This is a genomic window from Streptomyces sp. NPDC047453 (assembly GCF_040643155.1).
Taxonomy (GTDB): domain Bacteria; phylum Actinomycetota; class Actinomycetes; order Streptomycetales; family Streptomycetaceae; genus Streptomyces.
In genome coordinates, this window is record NZ_JBEYTS010000019.1 from 77,565 (window position 1) to 96,093 (window position 18,529).

The 18,529-nt window shown below is 74.1% G+C and carries 20 protein-coding genes and 1 tRNA gene; 12 read left to right on the forward strand and 9 right to left on the reverse strand.

What is annotated here, in order from left to right:
- Window positions 1-203 precede the first annotated feature (203 nt).
- A tRNA-Pro gene (locus ABZ818_RS19020) sits at window positions 204-277 on the reverse strand.
- 101 nt (window positions 278-378) lie between these two features.
- On the opposite strand from ABZ818_RS19020, the gene ABZ818_RS19025 reads away from it, so the two are divergent.
- Both ABZ818_RS19025 and cobF read left to right on the forward strand, forming a co-directional pair.
- Window positions 379-906: a DUF309 domain-containing protein gene (locus ABZ818_RS19025; protein WP_361415698.1), complete on the forward strand. Its 528-nt coding sequence runs from the start codon at window positions 379-381 to the stop codon at window positions 904-906.
- 84 nt (window positions 907-990) lie between these two features.
- Window positions 991-1,770 carry a precorrin-6A synthase (deacetylating) gene (gene cobF / locus ABZ818_RS19030; RefSeq protein ID WP_361415700.1) on the forward strand — a complete coding sequence of 260 codons (780 nt, stop codon included), beginning with the start codon at window positions 991-993 and terminating at the stop codon, window positions 1,768-1,770.
- Here the strand turns inward: cobF and ABZ818_RS19035 are convergent.
- From ABZ818_RS19035 to ABZ818_RS19050, 4 genes are all read right to left on the reverse strand, one after another.
- Window positions 1,721-2,515: a cobalt-precorrin-6A reductase gene (locus tag ABZ818_RS19035; RefSeq protein WP_361415702.1), complete on the reverse strand. Its 795-nt coding sequence runs from the start codon at window positions 2,513-2,515 to the stop codon at window positions 1,721-1,723. The two genes, cobF and ABZ818_RS19035, sit on opposite strands and share 50 nt — an antisense overlap.
- A gap of 358 nt (window positions 2,516-2,873) precedes the next feature.
- Entirely contained in the window at window positions 2,874-3,629 is a 756-nt protein-coding gene (locus tag ABZ818_RS19040; RefSeq protein ID WP_361415704.1) for a polysaccharide deacetylase family protein, read from the reverse strand.
- 64 nt (window positions 3,630-3,693) lie between these two features.
- Complete coding sequence (locus ABZ818_RS19045) at window positions 3,694-4,713, reverse strand: DMT family transporter (protein ID WP_361415805.1); 1,020 nt, start codon at window positions 4,711-4,713, stop codon at window positions 3,694-3,696.
- A gap of 8 nt (window positions 4,714-4,721) precedes the next feature.
- Window positions 4,722-5,570 carry an SDR family NAD(P)-dependent oxidoreductase gene (locus ABZ818_RS19050; protein ID WP_361415706.1) on the reverse strand — a complete coding sequence of 283 codons (849 nt, stop codon included), beginning with the start codon at window positions 5,568-5,570 and terminating at the stop codon, window positions 4,722-4,724.
- Between the two features lie 299 nt (window positions 5,571-5,869).
- On the opposite strand from ABZ818_RS19050, the gene ABZ818_RS19055 reads away from it, so the two are divergent.
- The gene (locus ABZ818_RS19055; protein ID WP_361415807.1) at window positions 5,870-6,937 is read left to right on the forward strand and encodes a galactosyldiacylglycerol synthase; all 1,068 of its coding nucleotides are present in this window, start codon (window positions 5,870-5,872) and stop codon (window positions 6,935-6,937) included.
- Between the two features lie 21 nt (window positions 6,938-6,958).
- On the opposite strand, the gene ABZ818_RS19060 is transcribed toward ABZ818_RS19055, so the two are convergent.
- The gene (locus tag ABZ818_RS19060) at window positions 6,959-7,429 is read right to left on the reverse strand and encodes an RpiB/LacA/LacB family sugar-phosphate isomerase (RefSeq protein ID WP_361415708.1); all 471 of its coding nucleotides are present in this window, start codon (window positions 7,427-7,429) and stop codon (window positions 6,959-6,961) included.
- A gap of 114 nt (window positions 7,430-7,543) precedes the next feature.
- The gene (locus tag ABZ818_RS19065) at window positions 7,544-8,668 is read right to left on the reverse strand and encodes a serine/threonine-protein kinase (RefSeq protein WP_361415710.1); all 1,125 of its coding nucleotides are present in this window, start codon (window positions 8,666-8,668) and stop codon (window positions 7,544-7,546) included.
- A 309-nt stretch (window positions 8,669-8,977) separates the two neighbouring features.
- Here ABZ818_RS19065 and ABZ818_RS19070 point away from each other — a divergent pair, with 309 nt between their 5' ends.
- Window positions 8,978-9,133 carry a hypothetical protein gene (locus ABZ818_RS19070; RefSeq protein ID WP_361415712.1) on the forward strand — a complete coding sequence of 52 codons (156 nt, stop codon included), beginning with the start codon at window positions 8,978-8,980 and terminating at the stop codon, window positions 9,131-9,133.
- Window positions 9,134-9,201: 68 nt separating this feature from the next.
- Here ABZ818_RS19070 and ABZ818_RS19075 read toward each other — a convergent pair whose 3' ends face one another.
- Window positions 9,202-9,975, reverse strand: a complete 774-nt coding sequence (locus tag ABZ818_RS19075; protein WP_361415714.1) for a sulfite exporter TauE/SafE family protein — start codon at window positions 9,973-9,975, stop codon at window positions 9,202-9,204.
- Window positions 9,976-10,036: 61 nt separating this feature from the next.
- Between ABZ818_RS19075 and ABZ818_RS19080 the strand changes: the two genes are divergently transcribed.
- The 4 genes from ABZ818_RS19080 (at window position 10,037) to ABZ818_RS19095 (ending at window position 13,090) form a co-directional block, all read left to right on the forward strand.
- Window positions 10,037-10,843, forward strand: coding sequence for a lysophospholipase (locus ABZ818_RS19080; RefSeq protein ID WP_361415716.1), 807 nt, complete (start codon window positions 10,037-10,039; stop codon window positions 10,841-10,843).
- Between the two features lie 202 nt (window positions 10,844-11,045).
- Entirely contained in the window at window positions 11,046-11,528 is a 483-nt protein-coding gene (locus tag ABZ818_RS19085) for a DNA starvation/stationary phase protection protein (RefSeq protein ID WP_361415718.1), read from the forward strand.
- A 191-nt stretch (window positions 11,529-11,719) separates the two neighbouring features.
- A complete protein-coding gene (locus tag ABZ818_RS19090) occupies window positions 11,720-12,268 on the forward strand; it encodes a hypothetical protein (protein WP_361415720.1) in 549 nt (182 codons plus the stop codon).
- Between the two features lie 78 nt (window positions 12,269-12,346).
- A complete protein-coding gene (locus ABZ818_RS19095; RefSeq protein ID WP_361415722.1) occupies window positions 12,347-13,090 on the forward strand; it encodes a DUF3566 domain-containing protein in 744 nt (247 codons plus the stop codon).
- 89 nt (window positions 13,091-13,179) lie between these two features.
- Here the strand turns inward: ABZ818_RS19095 and ABZ818_RS19100 are convergent, their stop codons facing one another.
- Window positions 13,180-14,064: a Cof-type HAD-IIB family hydrolase gene (locus ABZ818_RS19100; RefSeq protein ID WP_361415724.1), complete on the reverse strand. Its 885-nt coding sequence runs from the start codon at window positions 14,062-14,064 to the stop codon at window positions 13,180-13,182.
- A 381-nt stretch (window positions 14,065-14,445) separates the two neighbouring features.
- On the opposite strand from ABZ818_RS19100, the gene ABZ818_RS19105 reads away from it, so the two are divergent.
- Genes ABZ818_RS19105 through ABZ818_RS19120 form a run of 4 tightly spaced genes read left to right on the forward strand, consistent with a single transcriptional unit; the run spans window position 14,446 to window position 18,487 of the window.
- Entirely contained in the window at window positions 14,446-15,258 is an 813-nt protein-coding gene (locus ABZ818_RS19105) for an SAM-dependent methyltransferase (RefSeq protein WP_361415726.1), read from the forward strand.
- Window positions 15,259-15,307: 49 nt separating this feature from the next.
- Window positions 15,308-16,711 carry a glutamine synthetase family protein gene (locus ABZ818_RS19110; protein ID WP_361415728.1) on the forward strand — a complete coding sequence of 468 codons (1,404 nt, stop codon included), beginning with the start codon at window positions 15,308-15,310 and terminating at the stop codon, window positions 16,709-16,711.
- The gene (locus ABZ818_RS19115) at window positions 16,711-17,925 is read left to right on the forward strand and encodes an amidohydrolase family protein (protein ID WP_361415730.1); all 1,215 of its coding nucleotides are present in this window, start codon (window positions 16,711-16,713) and stop codon (window positions 17,923-17,925) included. Before ABZ818_RS19110 ends, ABZ818_RS19115 begins: the two co-directional genes overlap by 1 nt.
- Before the next feature lie 34 nt (window positions 17,926-17,959).
- A complete protein-coding gene (locus ABZ818_RS19120) occupies window positions 17,960-18,487 on the forward strand; it encodes an NUDIX hydrolase family protein (RefSeq protein WP_361415809.1) in 528 nt (175 codons plus the stop codon).
- Window positions 18,488-18,529 lie beyond the last annotated feature (42 nt).

Sequence of the window (18,529 nt, forward strand, 5' to 3'; positions counted from 1 at the left end):
CAGACAAGAACCGAGCCGCAGCGAGTCGCGATCTGCTGCGCGCGAGGGTCGAGAGCCGGCGCTCGCTCATGTCCGCCGAGGCCGATCGTGGCCGCCAGCCTGCGCGATCAAGGGCACTGCTGCACCCCAAATGGTCCCCGCACATGATCAAGGGGATGTTTCAGATTCCTCTGAAACATCCCCTGACCTGCGACTCTTCCGAGTCGGGACGACAGGATTTGAACCTGCGACCCCTTGACCCCCAGTCAAGTGCGCTACCAAGCTGCGCCACGTCCCGGTGCGCGTTCGTGCGGTGAACCGTGTGATCGCGCGAACGTCACTTTACCGCACCTCGGGGGCCGCGCCGAAAAGGGGCGCGAGGTCGGGGACAATCGGCGTATGAGCGGCACTTCCTCCGACAGGCCGGCGGGCGCGCGGGACCGGGACAGTGAGGGGCGGGCGCGCAACGCCCGGCCCCGGGACGGGCTCGGGCGGCCCCTGCCGTACGGCGCCGACGGTGTACCGAGGCAGCCCGAGGGCGTGGTGCGCACCCCGCCGGCGACGGTCGCCGAGGCTCAGGCACTGCTGGACGCGGGCAAGCCCTTCCACGCGCACGAGGTCTTCGAGGACGCCTGGAAGTCGGGGCCACCGGCGGAACGCGCCCTGTGGCGGGGGCTGGCCCAGCTCGCGGTGGGGCTCACGCACGCGGCCCGCGGCAACCTCACCGGCGGCGCCCGGCTGCTGCGGCGCGGGGCGGGGGCGGTGGAGGAATGGGTGGCGGACACCGGGCAGCGGACTCCGTACGGCATGGACGCGTCCGGGGTGGTGGCGTGGGCGCGGGAACTGGCGGACGCCGTGGACAGCGGGGCGGCGGGTGCCGTGGACGCGGCGGAACGGGCGCCTCGGCTGCGCGGGGATGGGGCGTAGCCGGCCGGCTGCGTGAGTGGTGCCGGTAGCGGTCGGTGTGGCACCGGTGGACGCGTTGTCAGTGCCGTACGGCAGACTCGGGGCGTGCGAAAGATTCATGTGATCGGCATCGGTGCGGGCGACCCGGACCAGCTCACCCTCCAGGCGGTCAGGGCGCTGCGCGACACGGACGTGTTCTTCGTCCTCGACAAGGGCGAGGCGAAGTCGGACCTCGTACAACTGCGCCGGGACATGCTTCGCACACACATACCGGAGGGGACGTACCGCGTGGTGGAGGCGCGTGACCCGGAGCGGGACCGGACGGCGGGCGGTGCCGCCTACTCCCCCGCCGTCGGCGACTGGCGCAGCGCACGCGCGGACGTCTACGAGCGGCTGATCACCGGGGAACTGGACGAGGACGAGACCGGCGCGTTCCTGGTGTGGGGCGATCCGGCGCTGTACGACAGCACGCTCGGCATCCTCGAGGAGGTGCTGGCGCGGGGCGCGGTGGACTTCGCGTACGACGTGGTGCCCGGCATCAGCAGCGTCTCGGCCCTGGTGGCCCGGCACCGCACGGGGCTCAACCGGGTCGCCCGGCCCGTGCAGATCACCACCGGGCGGCGGCTGGCCGAGGGGTTCCCGGAGGGCGTGGACGACGTGGTGGTGATGCTCGACGCCCACCAGGCCTTCCGGCACTGCGCCGACCAGGACATCGACATCTACTGGGGCGCCTACATAGGCACCCCGGACGAGATCCTCGTCTCCGGCCCGATCGCCGAGGCCGCGCCGCGCATCGAGCGGCTGCGGGCCGAGGCTCGCGAACGCAAGGGCTGGATCATGGACACGTATCTGCTGCGCCGCAACTCCGAGGGTCGGGCGGAGTAGGCCTGGCGGCCCGGCCGAGGCGTTCCAGCACGGCCGCGACATCCGGGACGGCGGTCAGCTCCGGAGGCAGCGGCGGACGGCGTACGACGACGACCGGCAGCCCGAGTTCCCGCGCGGCCGAGAGTTTGGCCGCGGTGGCCGCTCCCCCGCTGTCCTTGGTCACCAGCACGTCGATGCGGTGCGCCCTGAGCAGCTCTGTCTCGCCGGCCACTGTGAACGGCCCGCGGGCGAGCACCACCCGCGTGTCCGGGGGCATCGGCGGCTCGGGCGGCTCGACCGACCGTACGACGAAGTGCGTCTCGGCCAGGTGGGCGAAGGCGGCGAGGCCCAGCCGTCCCGTGGTCAGGAACGCACGGCGCCCCAGCCGCGGCAGCAGCTCCGCCGCGGCGTGCAGCGAGGCGACCGGGTGCCAGCGGTCCCCGGGTCCCGGCCGCCATCCGGGCCGGCGCAGCACCACCACGGGCACGCCGGTCTCCGCCCCGGCCCGCGCCGCGTTCCGCGTGATCGCCTCGGCGAAGGGATGGGTGGCATCGACGACGGCGTCCACGCGGTGCTCGCGCAGCCAGGAGGCCAGCCCCTCCGCCCCACCGAAACCGCCGACCCGCACGTCCCCGTCCAGCGCCCCCGGCCGCGTCACCCGCCCCGCCAGCGAACTGGTCACCCGCACCCCGTCTCGCGCCGTGAGCACCGCGGCCAGCTCACGGGCCTCGGCGGTACCACCGAGAACCAGGATGTGCGAGGACATGACATCGAGCGTAGGGGGTGATGGACGGGGGGCGGCACCAGGGGGCGGCGACGAGGGCGCGAGGTCCTCCTGCCGGGTGGCGGGCCTCACGCGCGTGCGGCGTGTGGCATCACCCGCGCTTCGAACCCGTGATTCGGCATGACACTGCGCGCGGCATCGCGCCGACGCTGAGCGCCGCGCCGTGGAGACGAGCATCTCCACACGGCCATCGGGCGGGCCGTCCCGGCGCCGTGACCTGCCCCAAGACCTGCGGCCCGTCGCGCGTGGGCGGGCCCGCCCGCCCGAGACCAGCGGGCGCAAGGCTCCCAGGGGCTGAGGCATCGTCGTCGCGAGAACCCTGGGCAACGGGTGGGCGGCCTCAGCCCTGCCCGGCTCGGTGCAGGTCGTGTTCGGACAGGGGGCCCACCGACCAGCCGGCGTCGTGGCAGGCGCGGAGAAGGCCGGGCAGGGCGCCTAGGGTTGCCTGCCAGGAGTTGGGGGCGCAGGCGTGGTCGGTGTCGTGCAGGAGGATCGTGCCGCCGCCGCGCAGGTCCGCGGTGACGGTGGTGCGGACGGAGGCGGGGGTCGCGTCCGCCGTCCAGTCGCGGCCCCAGGCGGTCCACAGCACGGGGCGCAGGCCCGCGTGCCGGGCGGCGGCCCAGCGGCCCGCGGTGAGAATGCCGTAGGGCGGGCGGTACCACCGCGGCCGCAGGCCCGTGGTGTCGTGCACGACGAGGGCCGCCCGCGCGGTCTCCCGGACGTCCCGGGCCGGAGCCGGCAGCCAGGGACGGCTGTGGGTCCAGCCGTGCACGGCGAGCTCGTGTCCCCGGTCCGCGATGTGCCGGGTGAGGCCGGGGAAACGGGCCACTCTCCCGCCCAGGACGAAGAACGTGGCGCGTACGTTCAGCCGGTCCAGCTCGTCCAGAAAGTGCGGCGTGGAGGCCGGGTCCGGGCCGTCGTCGAAGGTCAGTGCGACGTGGTCGGGGCGGCCGGTCCCGGCGAGACCGGGGAAGCACAGGGCCCGGAAGCGGGGCAGCCAGGTGGCCGCCGGGACGATGTGGGCGGCCGCGACGGCGGCCACCGGCGTGAGGGCCGCCAGCGCGGTGCGCGCGTGACGGCTGCCTGGTCCTGCCACCTGCCGACTCCTCCTGACGGGTGCTCTGCCTGCCACCTTCCGACTCCTCCTCGTGCTGCTGTCCTCACGGGTGCTCCGCCTGCGCCCTTCCCGGATCGGAGGCCGCGCCGACCGCCGGTTCCGCGTCCCACTTGCCCGACACGGCGGGGGAACGGGACAGACCGACCGTCCCGGCCGCGAGCAGACCGATGCCGATCGCCTCGGGCACCATGCGCACACCCAGGGCGATGTGTTCCCCGAACAGCGCCCAGCCCAGCGCCATGCTCGTCAGGGCGTCGCCGAGGGTGAGGGCGGGCTGGGAGGCGACGAGCGTCCCCGCCCGGAAGGCGCACTGGAGCAGTCCGAAGGCGGCCAGCCCGGTGATCGCCGTGGCGTACGGCGTCCAGTTCGACAACAGCGTGGCCAGGCCCTGCGGATAGAGGCCCGTCACCTCCTTGAGGAGGGCGGCCGTCGCCGCGAACAGCATGGCCGAGGCCAGACCGAGCACGGCGGCCCGGGGCGGGCCGCTGACCAGCCGCGCCACGCCGATCAGCAGGAGCACCAGGCACACCAGGGCGACGCCGACCGGGATCCAGCGCGCCCCCTCGGCCGTGGCGCGTCCGGCGGACGGCGAGGCGGCGCCGAGGAAGACGGCCAGGCCGACGGCCAGGGCGAGGAAGGACAGCCAGGTGATCCGGGCCGGCCGCCGGCGGAAGACGATGCTGCCCATCGCCAGCGTGAACAGCAGTTCGGTCGCCAGCAGGGGCTGGACGAGTGACAGGCTCCCGACGGCCAGCGCCGCGGCCTGCAACACCGCGGACACGGCCAGCATGGCCGCCCCGGCCAGCCAGAACCGCCGCCGCCTGGCCTTGACGGCATGCGGCGTACCCGCGGCGTCCGGCCCGTGTCCGCCCTCCGCCGCCCGGGGAGCCGGACCGCCACCCTCCCCGCGCCTGTCCGGCGTCTCGCCCGCCGTACCGCCGGTGCGCCGGTCGTCCCCTCCCGCGCCGTCCGGCGTCTCCGTCGCCGCGCGCCTCATCAGTACCGAGGCCGCGGCGTTGGCACACGCGGCGAACAGTGCGAGGACGATGGTGAGCGCGTTCACCCCGTGTGTCACCCAAATCGTGCGGCAAGGCGGCGGTACAGGGCGGGCGCGGCACCGCGCACCCGGCCCGGCAGACGGGTCCAGCCGGGGACGTACACCTCGTCCCGGCCCCGCGACACCGCCTCCCACACCGCGTCGGCGACCCGGCTCGCCGGGACGGGCCGGGGCCAGGAGCGCCGGTAGGGCACGCCGCGGCGGTCGAAGAACGGCGTGTCGACCACCCCGGGCACCACATGGCTGATGCCGACCCCCGTGCCGCGCAACTCGTAGCGCACGGCGTCGGCGAAGGCGCCCAGCGCGGCCTTGGCGGCGGAGTAGACGGCCTCGTCGCGGACGCCTACCGTGCCGGCCAGGGAGCCGATGATGACCACGCGGCCCGTGCCCTGCCTGATCATCTGGGGCAGCAGCAGCCGGACCAGACGCAGCGTCGCCAGCACGTTGACGTCGAACAGCTCGTCGATGGCCGGCTGCGGCATGGTGCTGAACGGTCCGGCCCACCCGATGCCCGCACTCGCCACCAGCAGGTCGACGCGGCCTACGTTGTCGAGCGCGAACTCCGCCAGGCGCCGCTCGGCGCCCTGGCCGGACAGGTCCGCCGGGAAGGCCACGGCCGAGGTGCCCCGGGCGACCTCCTCAAGGCGTGCGCGGTCGCGCCCGTTGAGCACCAGGCGCCAGCCGCCCTCCGCGGCCAGCCGCCGTGCCACGGCCGCGCCGATCCCGGACGAGGCCCCGGTCACCAGCGCGCCTCCGCCCGGTGCCGCGGCACCGCCGGTCCGGCCGGGCGCGGCGCTCGGCGCCGCCGGGGCCTCGACCGGCGTGCCGGAGCCGGACCGTACGCGGGAGGGGGCGTGGGACATCGGGACGCACCTCGAGGATCGGACGGACCGAGGGCCGCCGGTGCGGCCCCGGCGGTACGGGACGGCCTCCGGGCTGGTGAAGTATCCCGGAGGCTGTGCCCGAAACGTGGGACGGGCGGAAGGACGTGCCCGTTCGTTTGACTGCGGTGGGTGAGGGTTACTCACTTCCAGTGTCGTCCGAATCGTCCGTGCCGCCACCGCTGCCCGCCGCCCGCGAGCCCGGCACGCGCCATGCGCCCGCCCGGCCGGCCCCGGCGTCCCCGCCGGAGGCGGAACGGCTGCTCGTGGTGACCGCGAGCATGGGGTCGGGCCATGACACGGTGGCCGCCGAACTGGCCCGCCGCGCCCGCGCCGCCGGCAAGGAGGCCCGTGTCGTGGACGTACTGGCCCTGCTGCCCGGCGGTCTGGGAAGCGGTCTGCGCGGCTTCTACCGGACCGTCGTCCGTCGGGCCCCCTGGGTCTACGCCGGCATCTACGACCTGTTCCTCGCACCCGGCCCCCGGCCGCGCCCGAGCGGCACCCCGCTGGCACGGCTGGCCGGTGGGCGTCTGCTGAGCCTGGTGGGTGAGTGGCGGCCCGATGTCGTCGTGCCGGTCTTCCATCTGGCCGCCCAGCTCACCGGCCACCTCCGGGCGTGCGGCGCGCTGCGGGTGCCCAGCGCGGTGGTCGTCGTCGACTTCGCGGCGCACCGGCAGTGGCTGCACCCGGGCAACGACCTGCATGTGTGCCTCACGGACGAGACCGCTCGGGAGGTCCGGCGAGGCACCGGCCGGGCGGCGGAGGCGACTGGTCCGGTCGTGGCACCGGAGTTCTTCGCCGCGGGGCCGGGGACGGCCGTGTGGCGGCGCCGGCTGGAGCGCCACGGCGGCGGGGGGCCCGCGGTGCTGGTCTCCGCCGGCGCCTGGGGAGCGGGCAGCCGGCTGGCCGACACGGCCCGGCTGCTCGCCGCGCACGGTTTCCTGCCGGTCGTGCTCTGCGGACGCAACGAACGGCTGCGTCGCTCCCTGTCCGGCACGCCGGGTGTCCTCACCCCCGGTTGGGTGACGGACATGCCGGAACTGCTGCACGCGTGTGCCGCCCTGGTGGACAACGCGGCCGGGCAGACCGCCGTACAGGCGCTCGCCGCGGGCCTGCCCGTCGTCGGCCACCGCCCGCTGCCCGGACACGGGGCGGAGGGGCTGCGCCGTATGGCGGCCCTCGGCGTCTGCGACCACGCGGCCGACCCGGATGCCCTGGTGCACTCCCTGACCCGCCTCACGACGCCGGGCGCGCCACGTGAGGAACGGATCGCGGCCGGGCGCGCCCTCTTCCGGGAGGACCCGCTCGACCTGGTCGTACGAGCCGCGGGGGCGAGCCGGACTTCCTAGGCCAGTCCCTCATGGGGCTTCTCAGGGCCGGTCGCCCCGGGTCTCGTCCCGCCGGAGGTCCAGGCGTCCGACGCGGGCGACGTTCTCGCGGTCCTCGGCGTCCTCGCTCGGCGCGGCGGCGAACCAGGCGTCGAGGATCTCCTTGAGCAGCGGTTCGGAGGTCAGCCGCAGGCCGAGCGCCAGCACATTGGCGTCGTTCCAGCGGCGGGCGCCGTCCGCCGTGTAGGCGTCGGTGCACAGAGCCGCCCGTACGCCGGGCACCTTGTTCGCGGCGATGGACGCGCCCGTGCCGGTCCAGCAGCACACGACGGCCTGGTCGGCCCGCCCCTCGGCGACGTCACGGGCCGCGGCGGCCGAGCACGCCGCCCACTGCGGGTCGTCCCCGGGGCGCAGCGCACCGTGGGTCAGCACCTCGTGCCCGCGCTCGCGCAGCAGGGCGACCAGCGAACGGGCGACGGGTTCGGCCATGTCCGAGGAGACGGAGATCCGCATGTGCCGGAGACTACTCAGCGCGCTGTCCGGACTCCAAGGGCGCCCACCCGCTCCGGTCGGCGACCGCACACGCGGGCGCGTCTGCCCGTGGGCGCGCCCAGTGCTGTCGCAGCACTAGGAGAACCACGCCATCCCGGCGAGCAGCGCGGAGACGAAGAGGACGGCACCGCCCACGACGGCGGCGGCACGGCGGTGGCGGCGCAGCGAGGAGCGCAGCCCGGGGCGGCGCGGGGGCACCCGGTGCACGCTGGTGTTCCAGCCGGAGTCCATGCCGGCGGCCCCCGACGCGACCCCGGTGCGGGCGGGGGCGGGAGCGGTGGCGGCGCGACGGTGCGCGGGAGCCGTACCCCGCTGGCTCGGACCGCGATGCTGCCCGCGTCCCCCGCCCCCGCCCCCACTCCAGTGCTCCGGGGGAAGCGGCTCGGGAACGCCCCGCCAGGCGCCGCCCGCGAACCAGTCCGCTGCCTGCCGGGCCGTGGGTCGCTCCTCCGGCTGTTTGGCCAGCATGCTCAGCAGGTACGCCTCGAAGGCGGGAGGCAGCGCCACGCCCCGCTGGTGCGGCGGTACGGGCGGGGAGTCGACGTGCTGGTAGAGCAGCGCGGTCGCGGTCGACGCCTCGAAGGGCGGGGAGCCGACGGACAGGTGGTAGAGCACGCAGCCCAGCGAGTACATGTCGGAGGCCGCGCTCGCCGGCGTCCCGATGGCCCGCTCGGGCGCCAGGTAGAGGCCGGTGCCGACGATCTGCCCGGTGGTGGTGAGCGCGCCGGAGGGGTCGTCGACGAAGCGGGCTATGCCGAAGTCGGCGATGCGGACGGTGCCCTGGTGGTCGCTGAGCAGGTTGCCGGGCTTGACGTCCCGGTGCACGATGCCCTGGGCGTGCGCCGCGGCGAGGCCCTCGGCCGAGTGCTGGGCCACCTGGGCCAGTCGTTCCGGTGAGAGCGGGCCGCCGGCGGTCAGCTCACCGGCCAGGCTGTCGCCCTCGATCAGTTCCATCACGAGGAAGCAGCGGTCCTCCCAGGCACCGAAGTCGAGCGTCCCGACCACGTGCGGATGGTTCAGCCGGGCCGAGGTCTGCGCCTCCAGTCTGAACCGGGCCTCGGCCGAGGCGTCCGACCCGTCGTTCAGCAGCAGTTTGACCGCGATCGGTCTGCCGAGCACCTCGTCGAGGCCTCTCCAGACCTCGCCCATTCCGCCGCGCCCGATGACCGTCTGCAGCCGGTACCGCCCCGCCACCAGCACCCGTAGCCCCGCCCTCAAAATCCCCGAAGTCCCGCCCTCACGACCGCTCCCCGCAGCAGGCGCGGCAGCAGCCGGGCAGCGCATACGGATCGCGGCAACCGCGGCTCATCTTAACGATCACTCAGGGTGCTCCCGACTCATGCCCGGCCCTCCCGGGCGGATTGTCCGGACAAGAAACCTTCCGACTTTCGGACCGGGGCCCTCCGAGTGAAAAGCGCGGAGTCGCTCGTCATACAAATATGTAGAGCTGATCATGTATGTCATCGTCGCCCTACCCGGCTGATCCACTCGGGAAGGAGAGGACGGACAGTGACCCCTCTTACATGGCTGCTCATCCCCCTGGCGACGTTGTTCATGGCGAGCGTCTGGGGCCTCCTCGTGGGAAGGCCGCGGCGCGCCGACGACGTGGATGACGTGGAGCGCTACGACCGCTTCCGCGCGGCGCTGGGCCGCGCGGCTTCCTGACCGGACGGCCTCCTGACCGGACTACCTCGCGCCCTTCCGACCCGGACACCTCCCGACCGGATGACCGGCTAGCGCAGCAGCAGCTGCAAGCCGCCCACGACGGTGGCCGCGATCACCAGCTGTTCGAACAGCCGCTGGTTGATGCGGTGCACCGCCCACTTGCCGAGCAGCGCACCGGGCACGACGAAGACCACGAGCAGGGCGTCCAGGAGGAGCGAGCGGCCGTCGATCAGTCCGAGACCGGCGCTGAACGGCACCTTGGAGACGTTGACGATCAGGAAGAAGAAGGCCGACGTACCGAGGAAGCCGAGCTTGCGGAAGCCCGCCGACAGCAGGTACAGCGACATCACCGGGCCGCCCGCGTTGGCGACCATGGTGGTGAAGCCGCCGAGGACGCCGTAGGAGCGGGCCTTGAGGCGGCCCGGACGGGTGCTGACCGCGTCCGGCTCCTCCCCACGGTCGGCGCTGCGGCGCCGCCACACCGTCACCCCCGCCATCAGCAGCAGGATCGCCCCGATCGACGTCCGTACGATCCCGTCGTCGGCCCACATCAGGAACAGGGTGCCGACGACCACCCCCGCCGCGACCGCCGGGAACAGCCGCCACAGCGTGGGCCAGTGGGCGTGCCGCCGGTAGGTGAGGACGGCGAGGACGTCGCCGGCGATCAGGACCGGCAGCAGCACTCCTGTGGAGGCGCGGGCGGGCAGGACGGCCGCGAAGACGGCCAGGCTGACCGTGTTGGCCCCGCTGACGGCGGTCTTCGAGAAGCCGACGAGCAGGGCCGCGAAGGTGAGCGCGGCGAATCCCCACCCGGATATGTTCCAGAGCGTCATCGTGTTCATGCGGTGACCGATGTTATGTCCTGACAACCGCGGGGCGTAGACCGTCTCACCTGGAGGAGTCGTGGCCGACGTCCGCGAGCACGTCCTGACCGGCGTCCGGGGCGCCCTCGCCGTCCGCGAGTGGCCGCACCCGCGACCGCGGTACGTCGCGCTCGTGGTGCACGGGTACGGCGAGCACTCCGGCCGCTACGAGGAGCCGGCCCGCGCACTGGGCGCGCACGGAGCGGCCGTGTACGCCCCCGACCACATGGGCCACGGGAGGTCGGCGGGCGAACGCGTGGTGGTCGAGGACTTCGAGGAGGTCGTCACCGACGTGCGCGCCGTGGCGGATCTGGCCCGAGCCGCGCACCCCGGGCTGCCGCTCGTGCTGATCGGCCACTCCATGGGCGGGCTGATCTCCGCCCGCTACGCCCAGCGCCACGGCGCGGAACTCGCCGCGCTCGTGCTGTCCGGGCCGGTCATCGGCGCCTGGGAGCTCCCGGGCCGGCTGCTGGCCCTGGACGAGATCCCCGACACGCCGGTCAGCCCGGCCGCGCTCTCCCGGGACCCGGCGGTCCGTTCGGCGTACGCGGCGGACCCGCTCGTCTGGCACGGCCCGATGAAGCGGCCGACGGTCGAGGCGTTCGCGCGGACCCTGAAGGCCGTCGCCGAGGGCGGCGACGTCGGGGAACTGCCCGTGCTGTGGCTGCACGGCGACGACGACCGGCTGGTCCCGCTCGGCGGGAGCCGGGCCGGGATCGAGCGGCTCGGCGGCACGCTGACCGAACGGATCTACCCGGGCGCCCGGCACGAGGTGTTCCTGGAGACGAACCGGGCGGAGGTTTTCGCGGACATGACGGACTTCCTGGACCGCGTACTCGCGCGCTGAGCGCCCGTCTCGGGCCCGGAAAAGGGCGTCCGACCTGGGCGGGGCGGTTGTTTGCCCCGTTTCGACGAGGGCACTCGCGCCCCCATGGAGTGGTTGCGCGGTGCGGGTGGGACCGGCCGGGACCAGCGAGGACGAACGCATCGCACCGCTCCGGACCGCCAGAGACGACTCCCAGAGACGGCTCCCCAAGGAGGACCACCGTATGACTGTCGTGAAGAGCACGATCCCCGAAGCGGCCCGTCAGGTCACCGGGGACGCGCTGCAGAGCACTCTCGTGGACCTTCTCGGGCTCTCCCTGATCGGGAAGCAGGCGCACTGGAACATCGTGGGACCGCGGTTCCGGTCCATCCACCTCCAGCTCGACGAAGTGGTGGCGGCGGCCCGCGAGTTCGCCGACACGGTCGCGGAGCGCGCCGCGGCGCTCGGCCTGCCGCCGGACGGACGCCCGGAGACGATCGCCTCGGCCTTCACGCTGCCCGGCCCCAAGGACGGCTGGGTGCGCGACACGGAGGTCGTCGCGGTCATGGTCGAGTCCCTGGAGGCGGCCATCAAGCGGCTGCGCGAGCGCATCGACGCGACGGAGAAGCCCGACCCGGTCACCCAGGACCTGCTGATCACGATCACGGCCGAACTGGAGAAGCAGCGCTGGATGTTCGCCGCCGAGAACGTGAGCGAGCGCGGCTGAGCACGGCACGGCGGCGGGCCGGCCGGTCCGGCGTACGCACCGCCGTCACCCGAGCGGCCCCGTCCCGCGGCGGCGGGCATGCGGGACGGGAGCGCCGCGCCTAACGTCGAAACCGCACACCAACGGCGGTGTCCGGCACGGCCCCGACGCCGTCCGAGGGTGCCGGTTCGGCGTGGGAGGTTGGTCAGCCAATGAGACTCACCGAAGCACACCGCCGCGACCGGGACCCGGACCGGCCGCTGCTCGTCAGCAGATGGCATGAGACGGCGGACCGGCATCTGACCCCGCTGCGACGGTCGTTGCTGATCACCTGGATCTCCTTCGGGGTCACCTTCGGCACCGTCCGCGTCATCACGCACGGCATCCGGGGCGGCTGGCTGCCCTGGGGCAACATCTCCGCCGGTGGCGAGCACCTGCACCACTACAACATCGGCATCGCCACCCTCGCCGGCGTGGGCCTGATCGCCGTACGCGGTGACGAACGCGCGGTCGGGCACCCCGCCGTCGCGGCCGCCTACGGCTGCGGCACCGCCCTCATCTGCGACGAGTTCGCACTCCTGCTGGATCTCAAGGACGTCTACTGGGCCAAGCAGGGGCGGATCAGCGTCGACGTCTCCCTCGGAGTGCTCTCCGTACTGGGCGCCTACCTGACGGCGAAGCCGTTCTGGCACGAGATCGGCCGTGTCACCCGGCACCACATCGTCGCCGCGGCCGCACGCCACGGTGGCGCCACCGCCTGATTCCCGCACCGCCCACCACAACCCGGGCGCCGTCATGCACGCCGCGCGGGCGGTCGCACCCACCGTGAGGAGCAAGGCATGAGCCCAGCCGAGCGCCAGGAGCGCGGCACCGAGGCCTCCGGGCAGGATCCCGCCCCTCAGCAGTGCGGGGTCCCGGACCGGCCCGTGCGGTCCCAGGCGGCGGGACCGGGGCCGTCCGCGATACGTATGCGCATATCGCGGGCCGATCCCTGGTCGGTGATGACGACGAGCTGTCTGGTGCTGCTGGGACTCGGTGCCTGCGTGCTCGTCACCATGGTGCTCGTCTGGGCCATGCTCACCGCGATGGACCCGGAAGCCTGGCCCTCCTTCGGCTGGACGCTCGTCATCGCCGCCGGTGTCGTCACCCTGGAGGTCGTCCTGGGTACGGCCATGGCGACCCTGGGCGCGTTCCTCTACAACATGTCCTCGCAGTACGCCGGGGGTGTCCATCTGACGCTGGCGGAGGACGCGGCGGCCGCCTCCGATCTCCGGCCCGACCTCCGGCCCGATCTGCTGCCGGACGTCGGCGGGGTGTTCCACCGTTTCCAGGACCGCCTGGGATTTCCGCCGCCCGGCTGCGGAGCGCGCTACGTCGAGTTCGTCGACCGCTGCGGCGACGCGTGGCGGCGGCTGCGCGGCCGCGTCGGCGGCGGCCGGATCACTCCGCAGGACAGTCCGTACGACACTCGGCAGGACAAGGACAGCCGGCCCGGCCCGGACGACGGCCACGGCCAGGACGACCGCGACCGGAGGGACCGGGACGACCCGGACACCCGGGTCGAGGAGACCACTCCCGGCTGACGGCCCGGGCTCCCGGCTGACGGCCTGGACTCCCCTCTGCCGACGGCCAGGACTCCCCCGGCTCCGGGCACCCCGCGGCCAGCCGGCGGTCAGCCGCCGAGGCCGGGCGGCAGGTGCAGCAGGCGCGCGATGGTGCGCAGTACCCCGTTGTCGTTGTTGGAGGGGGCCAGGTGGCGGGCCCGGCCGATGACCTCGGGGTGGGCGTTGGCCATGGCGAACGACCACTCGGCGGCGTCCAGCATCTCCAGGTCGTTGAGGTAGTCGCCGAACACCAGGGTCTGGGCGGGCGTGATCCCCAGGTCCCGCTGGAGCCGGCGCAGCGCGGCGCCCTTGTCGGCGGTGCGGTTCATCACGTCGACCCAGTGCTCGCCCGAGACGACGACCTGGTGGGTGGCGGCGAACCGCGCCAGCGCCGGGGCGGTGGTCCGCTCGGCCGACCCGAAGTCGAACAGGGCCACCTTGATGATGTCGTCGTCGACGGCCGCCGCGTCCGGCACGATCCGGTGCCGTACGTAGTACTTGCGGACCTCGGCCAGGAAGGCCTCGTCGGTCCGCTCCACATAGGCCGACCGCTTGCCGCAGACCACGGCGCCCACGTCCACGCCCTGGGCGACGAGTTCCCGTACGGATCCGACGAGGCCGGCCGCGAGGGCCGGGTCCAGGGGGTCGGAGCTCAGCTCCACGCCGTCCCGGACGACGTAGGTGCCGTTCTCCGCGATGAACACCATGCCCTCGTCGTGGCCGGCGAACTGCTCGGCCAGCGTCGCGTACTGACGGCCGCTCGCGGGGCTGAACAGCACACCGCGGCGGCGCAGCTCGGCCAGGGTCGGCCACAGTCCGGCCGGGAGTCGCTTGGCGTCGTCCAGGAGCGTGCCGTCCATGTCGGTGACGATCAGCCGTATGCCGGCGGGGCCGGTGACGGTTTCCGGGGCGGGCTCGGGGGTGGTGAGCAGGGGCGAGGGTGTGCTGGGCATGTCCGTTTTCCGTGGCGGGCGCGGCGGGCGCGTCCGGGGTGGTGGGGCGCCGGCTCCGTTGCCGTGCGCGAGGGGTGCGGTGGTCGACGCCGTACCGACTCCGGGACGTCGCCGGCCGGGTCGGCCGGGCCGTGTGCCTCCGCGGTGGCGCCACGGCCCCGCCAGCCTACCGGGGCCGCCTGGCAGGGGTTCCCGACCAGGTCCGGGGCCGCCCGGGGCCCGGGGCCGGCGGTCTCCCCGGCCGGCCGGGTTCGGCCGATTCCCGGACACGGTGATCACCGGGCGGCACAATGGCGACGTCGGCCGCGGCCGGCCGCGGGCAGGGCGCGACCACGGCCACGACCGTCACGAGACGGCACGCGACCAACCAGGAGTGCAGACGTGAGCGAGAGCCACACCCCGCCGGACGGGTCGCCGAGGCTGAACACCGCGGTGGCGCACAACGCGCGCGTGTGGAACTACTGGGTCGGCGGCAAGGACAACTACGAGGTCGACCAGCAGGTCGGCGAGCACGTCGCCGGGATGTTCCCGGTGATCCGGGAGGTGGCCCGCGCCGACCGCGAGTTCCTCGGACGGGCGGTCCGCCACCTGACCGCCGAGCGCGGGGTGCGCCAGTTCCTCGACGTCGGCACCGGGCTGCCGACGGTCGACAACACCCACGACACAGCCCAGCGGATCGCCCCGGACGCGCGGATCGTGTACGTCGACAACGACCCGGTCGTCCTCGCGCACGCCCGCACGCTGCTGACCAGCACCCCCGAGGGCGCCACCGCCTACATCGAGGCCGATGTGCACGCCCCGGAGGCCATCGTCGAACGTGCCTCCGCGACCCTCGACTTCGGCCGGCCCGTCGCGGTGATGATGCTGGGCATCCTGAACTTCGTGCTGGACACCGACCAGGCGCGCGACATCGTCCGCCGTGTCATGGCGGCGGTCCCCTCGGGCAGTTTCCTGGTGCTGACGCATCCCACCTACGACGCCGACCTCGGCGGCGAGGGCAACGTCCCGGCGATGGAGTTCTGGAACGCCAACGCCACACCGCCGATCACCGCCCGCTCCCGTGCCGAGGTGGCCGCCTTCCTCGAGGGCCTGGATCTGGTCGAGCCGGGCCTGGTGCCGTGCTCGCGGTGGCGTCCGGACGGCGACTCCCCCGCCGCGGTACCGCAGTTCGGCGCGGTCGCCGTGAAACCCTGACGCGTGCGGTACCCGGCCGCCGGTTCGCCCGAGCCCGTCGAGGAGGACTATGACCACCCTTGCCGACCCCGTCCCCGGCGGGCGTCCCGGCGACGTCGAACGGGCCACCGCGCTCAGCGGTGAACTCGCCGGTCGAGGCGTGCACGGAGTCGTCCTGGCCTACGTCGACACCGCGGGGATCGCCCGGGTCAAGACGGTACCGACGGCCAAGCTCCCCTCGGCGGCGGCCTGGGGAGTGGGCATGTCCCCGGTGTTCGACACCTTCCTGGCGCACGACTCGATCGTCACCACCGACGTCCTCGGCTCCCCCGACGGCGATCTGCGGCTCTACCCCGACCTCGACCACCTGGTGGTCCTGTCCGGGCAGCCCGGCTGGGCCTGGGCCCCGGTCGACCGGATCACGCAGGAGGGCGAGCGCCACCCCGGGTGCAGCCGTACGTTCCTGCGCAGGATCACCGCCGACGCCGAGCGGCACCACGGCCTCACCTTCGAGGCGGCCATCGAGGTCGAGTGGGCCGTGGGCCAAGAACACGCGCCCGGCGGCGAGTTCGAGCCCGCGGTGTCGGGTCCGGCGTACGGGGCCGTCCGGCAGGTGGAGCTGAGCGACTGCGCCGCCGACCTGCTGGCGGCCCTCGCGGCACAGGGCGTGGACGTGGACCAGTTCCACCCCGAGTACGCGGCCGGGCAGTTCGAGGTGTCCGTCGGCGCGCTGGACCCGGTGGCGGCGGCCGACCGCAGCGTGCTGGTGCGGCAGACCGTGCGGGCCGTGGCCCGGCGGCACGGGCTGAAGGTCTCCTTCGCGCCGGCGGTCCTGGCGCGGGGCGTGGGCAACGGCGGCCATGTCCACCTCTCGGCCTGGCGCGACGGGACCAACCTGCATTCCGGGGGCGACGGCCGCCACGGCATGACGGCCGAGGCCGAGTCCTTCACGGCCGGCCTCCTCGCCCATCTGCCCGCGCTGACGGCGGTGACCGCGCCGAGCCCGTCCAGCTATCTCAGACTCAAGCCCTCCCAGTGGGCCGGGGTGTTCACCGCCTGGGGCCGGGAGACCCGCGAGGCCGCGCTGCGCGTGGTCACCGGGACCCGAGGGCTGGGCGCGCGGGCGGCCAACCTGGAGGTCAAACCGGTCGACCTCGCGGCCAACCCGTACCTGGCGCTGGGCTGCCTGATCGCCGCCGGGCTGGACGGGACGGCGTCGTCGACGCCCCTGCCCGAGGAGATCACCGGGGACCCGGCCCGGTTCGGCGAGGCGGAGGCGGCGGCCCGTGGCGTACGGCGCCTGCCGGTCTCGCTGGCGGAGGCGGTGGCCGCGTTCCGCGGGGACGACCTGCTGCGCACGGCTCTCGGACCGGTCCTCGCCGACGCGGTCACCGCCGTGCGGCAGGGCGAGATCGCGGCCGTCGAGGGGCTGGACGACGAACAGGTCGCGGCGGCGTACCGCTGGACGTACTGATGAGCGCGCCGACCGGGGCCGGAGGGGTCCAGGAGGCGCTGGCGGCGCTGCCGCTCGTGGACCACCACTGCCACGGGGTCGTCACCGCCGACCTGGACCGGACCGGCTTCGAGTCCCTGCTCACCGAGGGCGAGGTGTGGCCCGGCAGCGGCATCTCGCCGTTCGACAGCCCAGTCGGTGTGGCCGTGCGCCGGCACTGCGCGCCGGTCCTGGACCTGCCGCGCCACGCGCCCGCCGAGGCGTACCTGGACCGCCGGGCCGAGTTGGGCGCGGCGGAGGTCAACCGGCGCTTCCTCGGCGCCTGCGGCACGGCCGTCTTCTGCGTCGACACCGGCTTCGCTCCCGAGCCCGGCACCACCCCGCGGGAGCTGGCCGGCGCCGCGGGCGGCGGCGCGGTGGCGTACGAGGTCGTACGGCTGGAGCGCGTCGCGGAGGCCGTGGCGGCCGAAGGCGTCGAGCCCGGCGAGTACGGCGCCGCCTTCCGTGCGGCCGCGCAGGACGCCGTGCGGCGGCCGGGCGTGGTCGCGGTGAAGTCGGTGGCCGCCTACCGCACCGGCTTCGACCTGGACCCGGCACGCCCCTCGCCGGAGGAGGTCACGCGGGCGGCGGCCGGCTGGCTCGCGCGCGCGGGCGACCGTCTCGACGACCCGGTGCTCGTACGGCATCTGCTGTGGACGGCCGTCGACCTCGGTCTGCCCCTCCAGCTGCACACCGGATTCGGCGACGGCGACATCCGCCTGCACCGCGCGGACCCCGCCCTTCTGACCGACTGGCTGCACCTGACCGCCGGCACGGTCCCGGTCCTGCTGCTGCACTGCTGGCCCTACCAGCGCCAGGCCGCCTATCTGGCCGCCGTGTTCGAGCGGGTGTACCTCGACGTCGGTCTGACGCTGCACCACGTGGGTCCCGCCCGGGCCCGGGCGGTCCTGGCCGAGGCCCTGGAGATCACGCCGTTCCGCAAGCTGCTGTACAGCTCCGACGCCTACGGTGTGGCCGAGTTCCACCACCTGGGCGCGGTGGCCTTCCGGCAGGGGCTGGCCGGACTGCTGCGGGAGCGGGTGGACGCCGACGAGCTGAGCCCGGCGGACGCGTTGCGGATCGCCCGCTGGGCGGGACGGGACAACGCCCGGCGGGTCTACGGATTCACCGACCTCACCGACCTCGACGACCCCGCTGACCCCGCCGATCTCCCTACCACCGACCTCCCCCGTTGAGCACCACTGAAAGTATGATCAAGCGATGTCTGACATGACCGAAACCACGCCCGGTTGGCTGACCACGGACGAGCTGGAGTCGGCACGCGCCCGCATGCCGATCCTGTACGTCGAGGCGGTGCCGGTGCGCGTCGACGACAGCGGCGAAGTGACCAGCATCGGCCTGCTGCTGCGCATCGGACCGGACGGAACGGTCAACCGGACCCTGGTCTCCGGCCGAGTGCTGCACCACGAGCGCGTGCGGGACGCCCTGCTGCGCCATCTGGAGAAGGACCTCGGTCCGGTGGCGCTGCCCCGCGTGCCGGCGTCCCTCCAGCCGTTCACCGTCGCCGAGTACTTCCCGACGGCCGGCATCACGCCGTACCACGACCCGCGTCAGCACGCCGTGTCGCTGGCCTACATCGTGCCGGTCGCCGGCGACTGCCGTCCCCGGCAGGACGCGCTGGACCTGGTGTGGTTCAGCCCGCAGGAGGCGGCCTCCGCGGCGCTGCAGAGCGAGATGCCGGGCGGGCACGGGGTGCTGCTCAAGCAGGCGCTGGCCCACGTGGGTCACGCGTACTGACGGGCGCCGCGAAGGGCGCCTCCGGTATCACCGGCGGCGCCC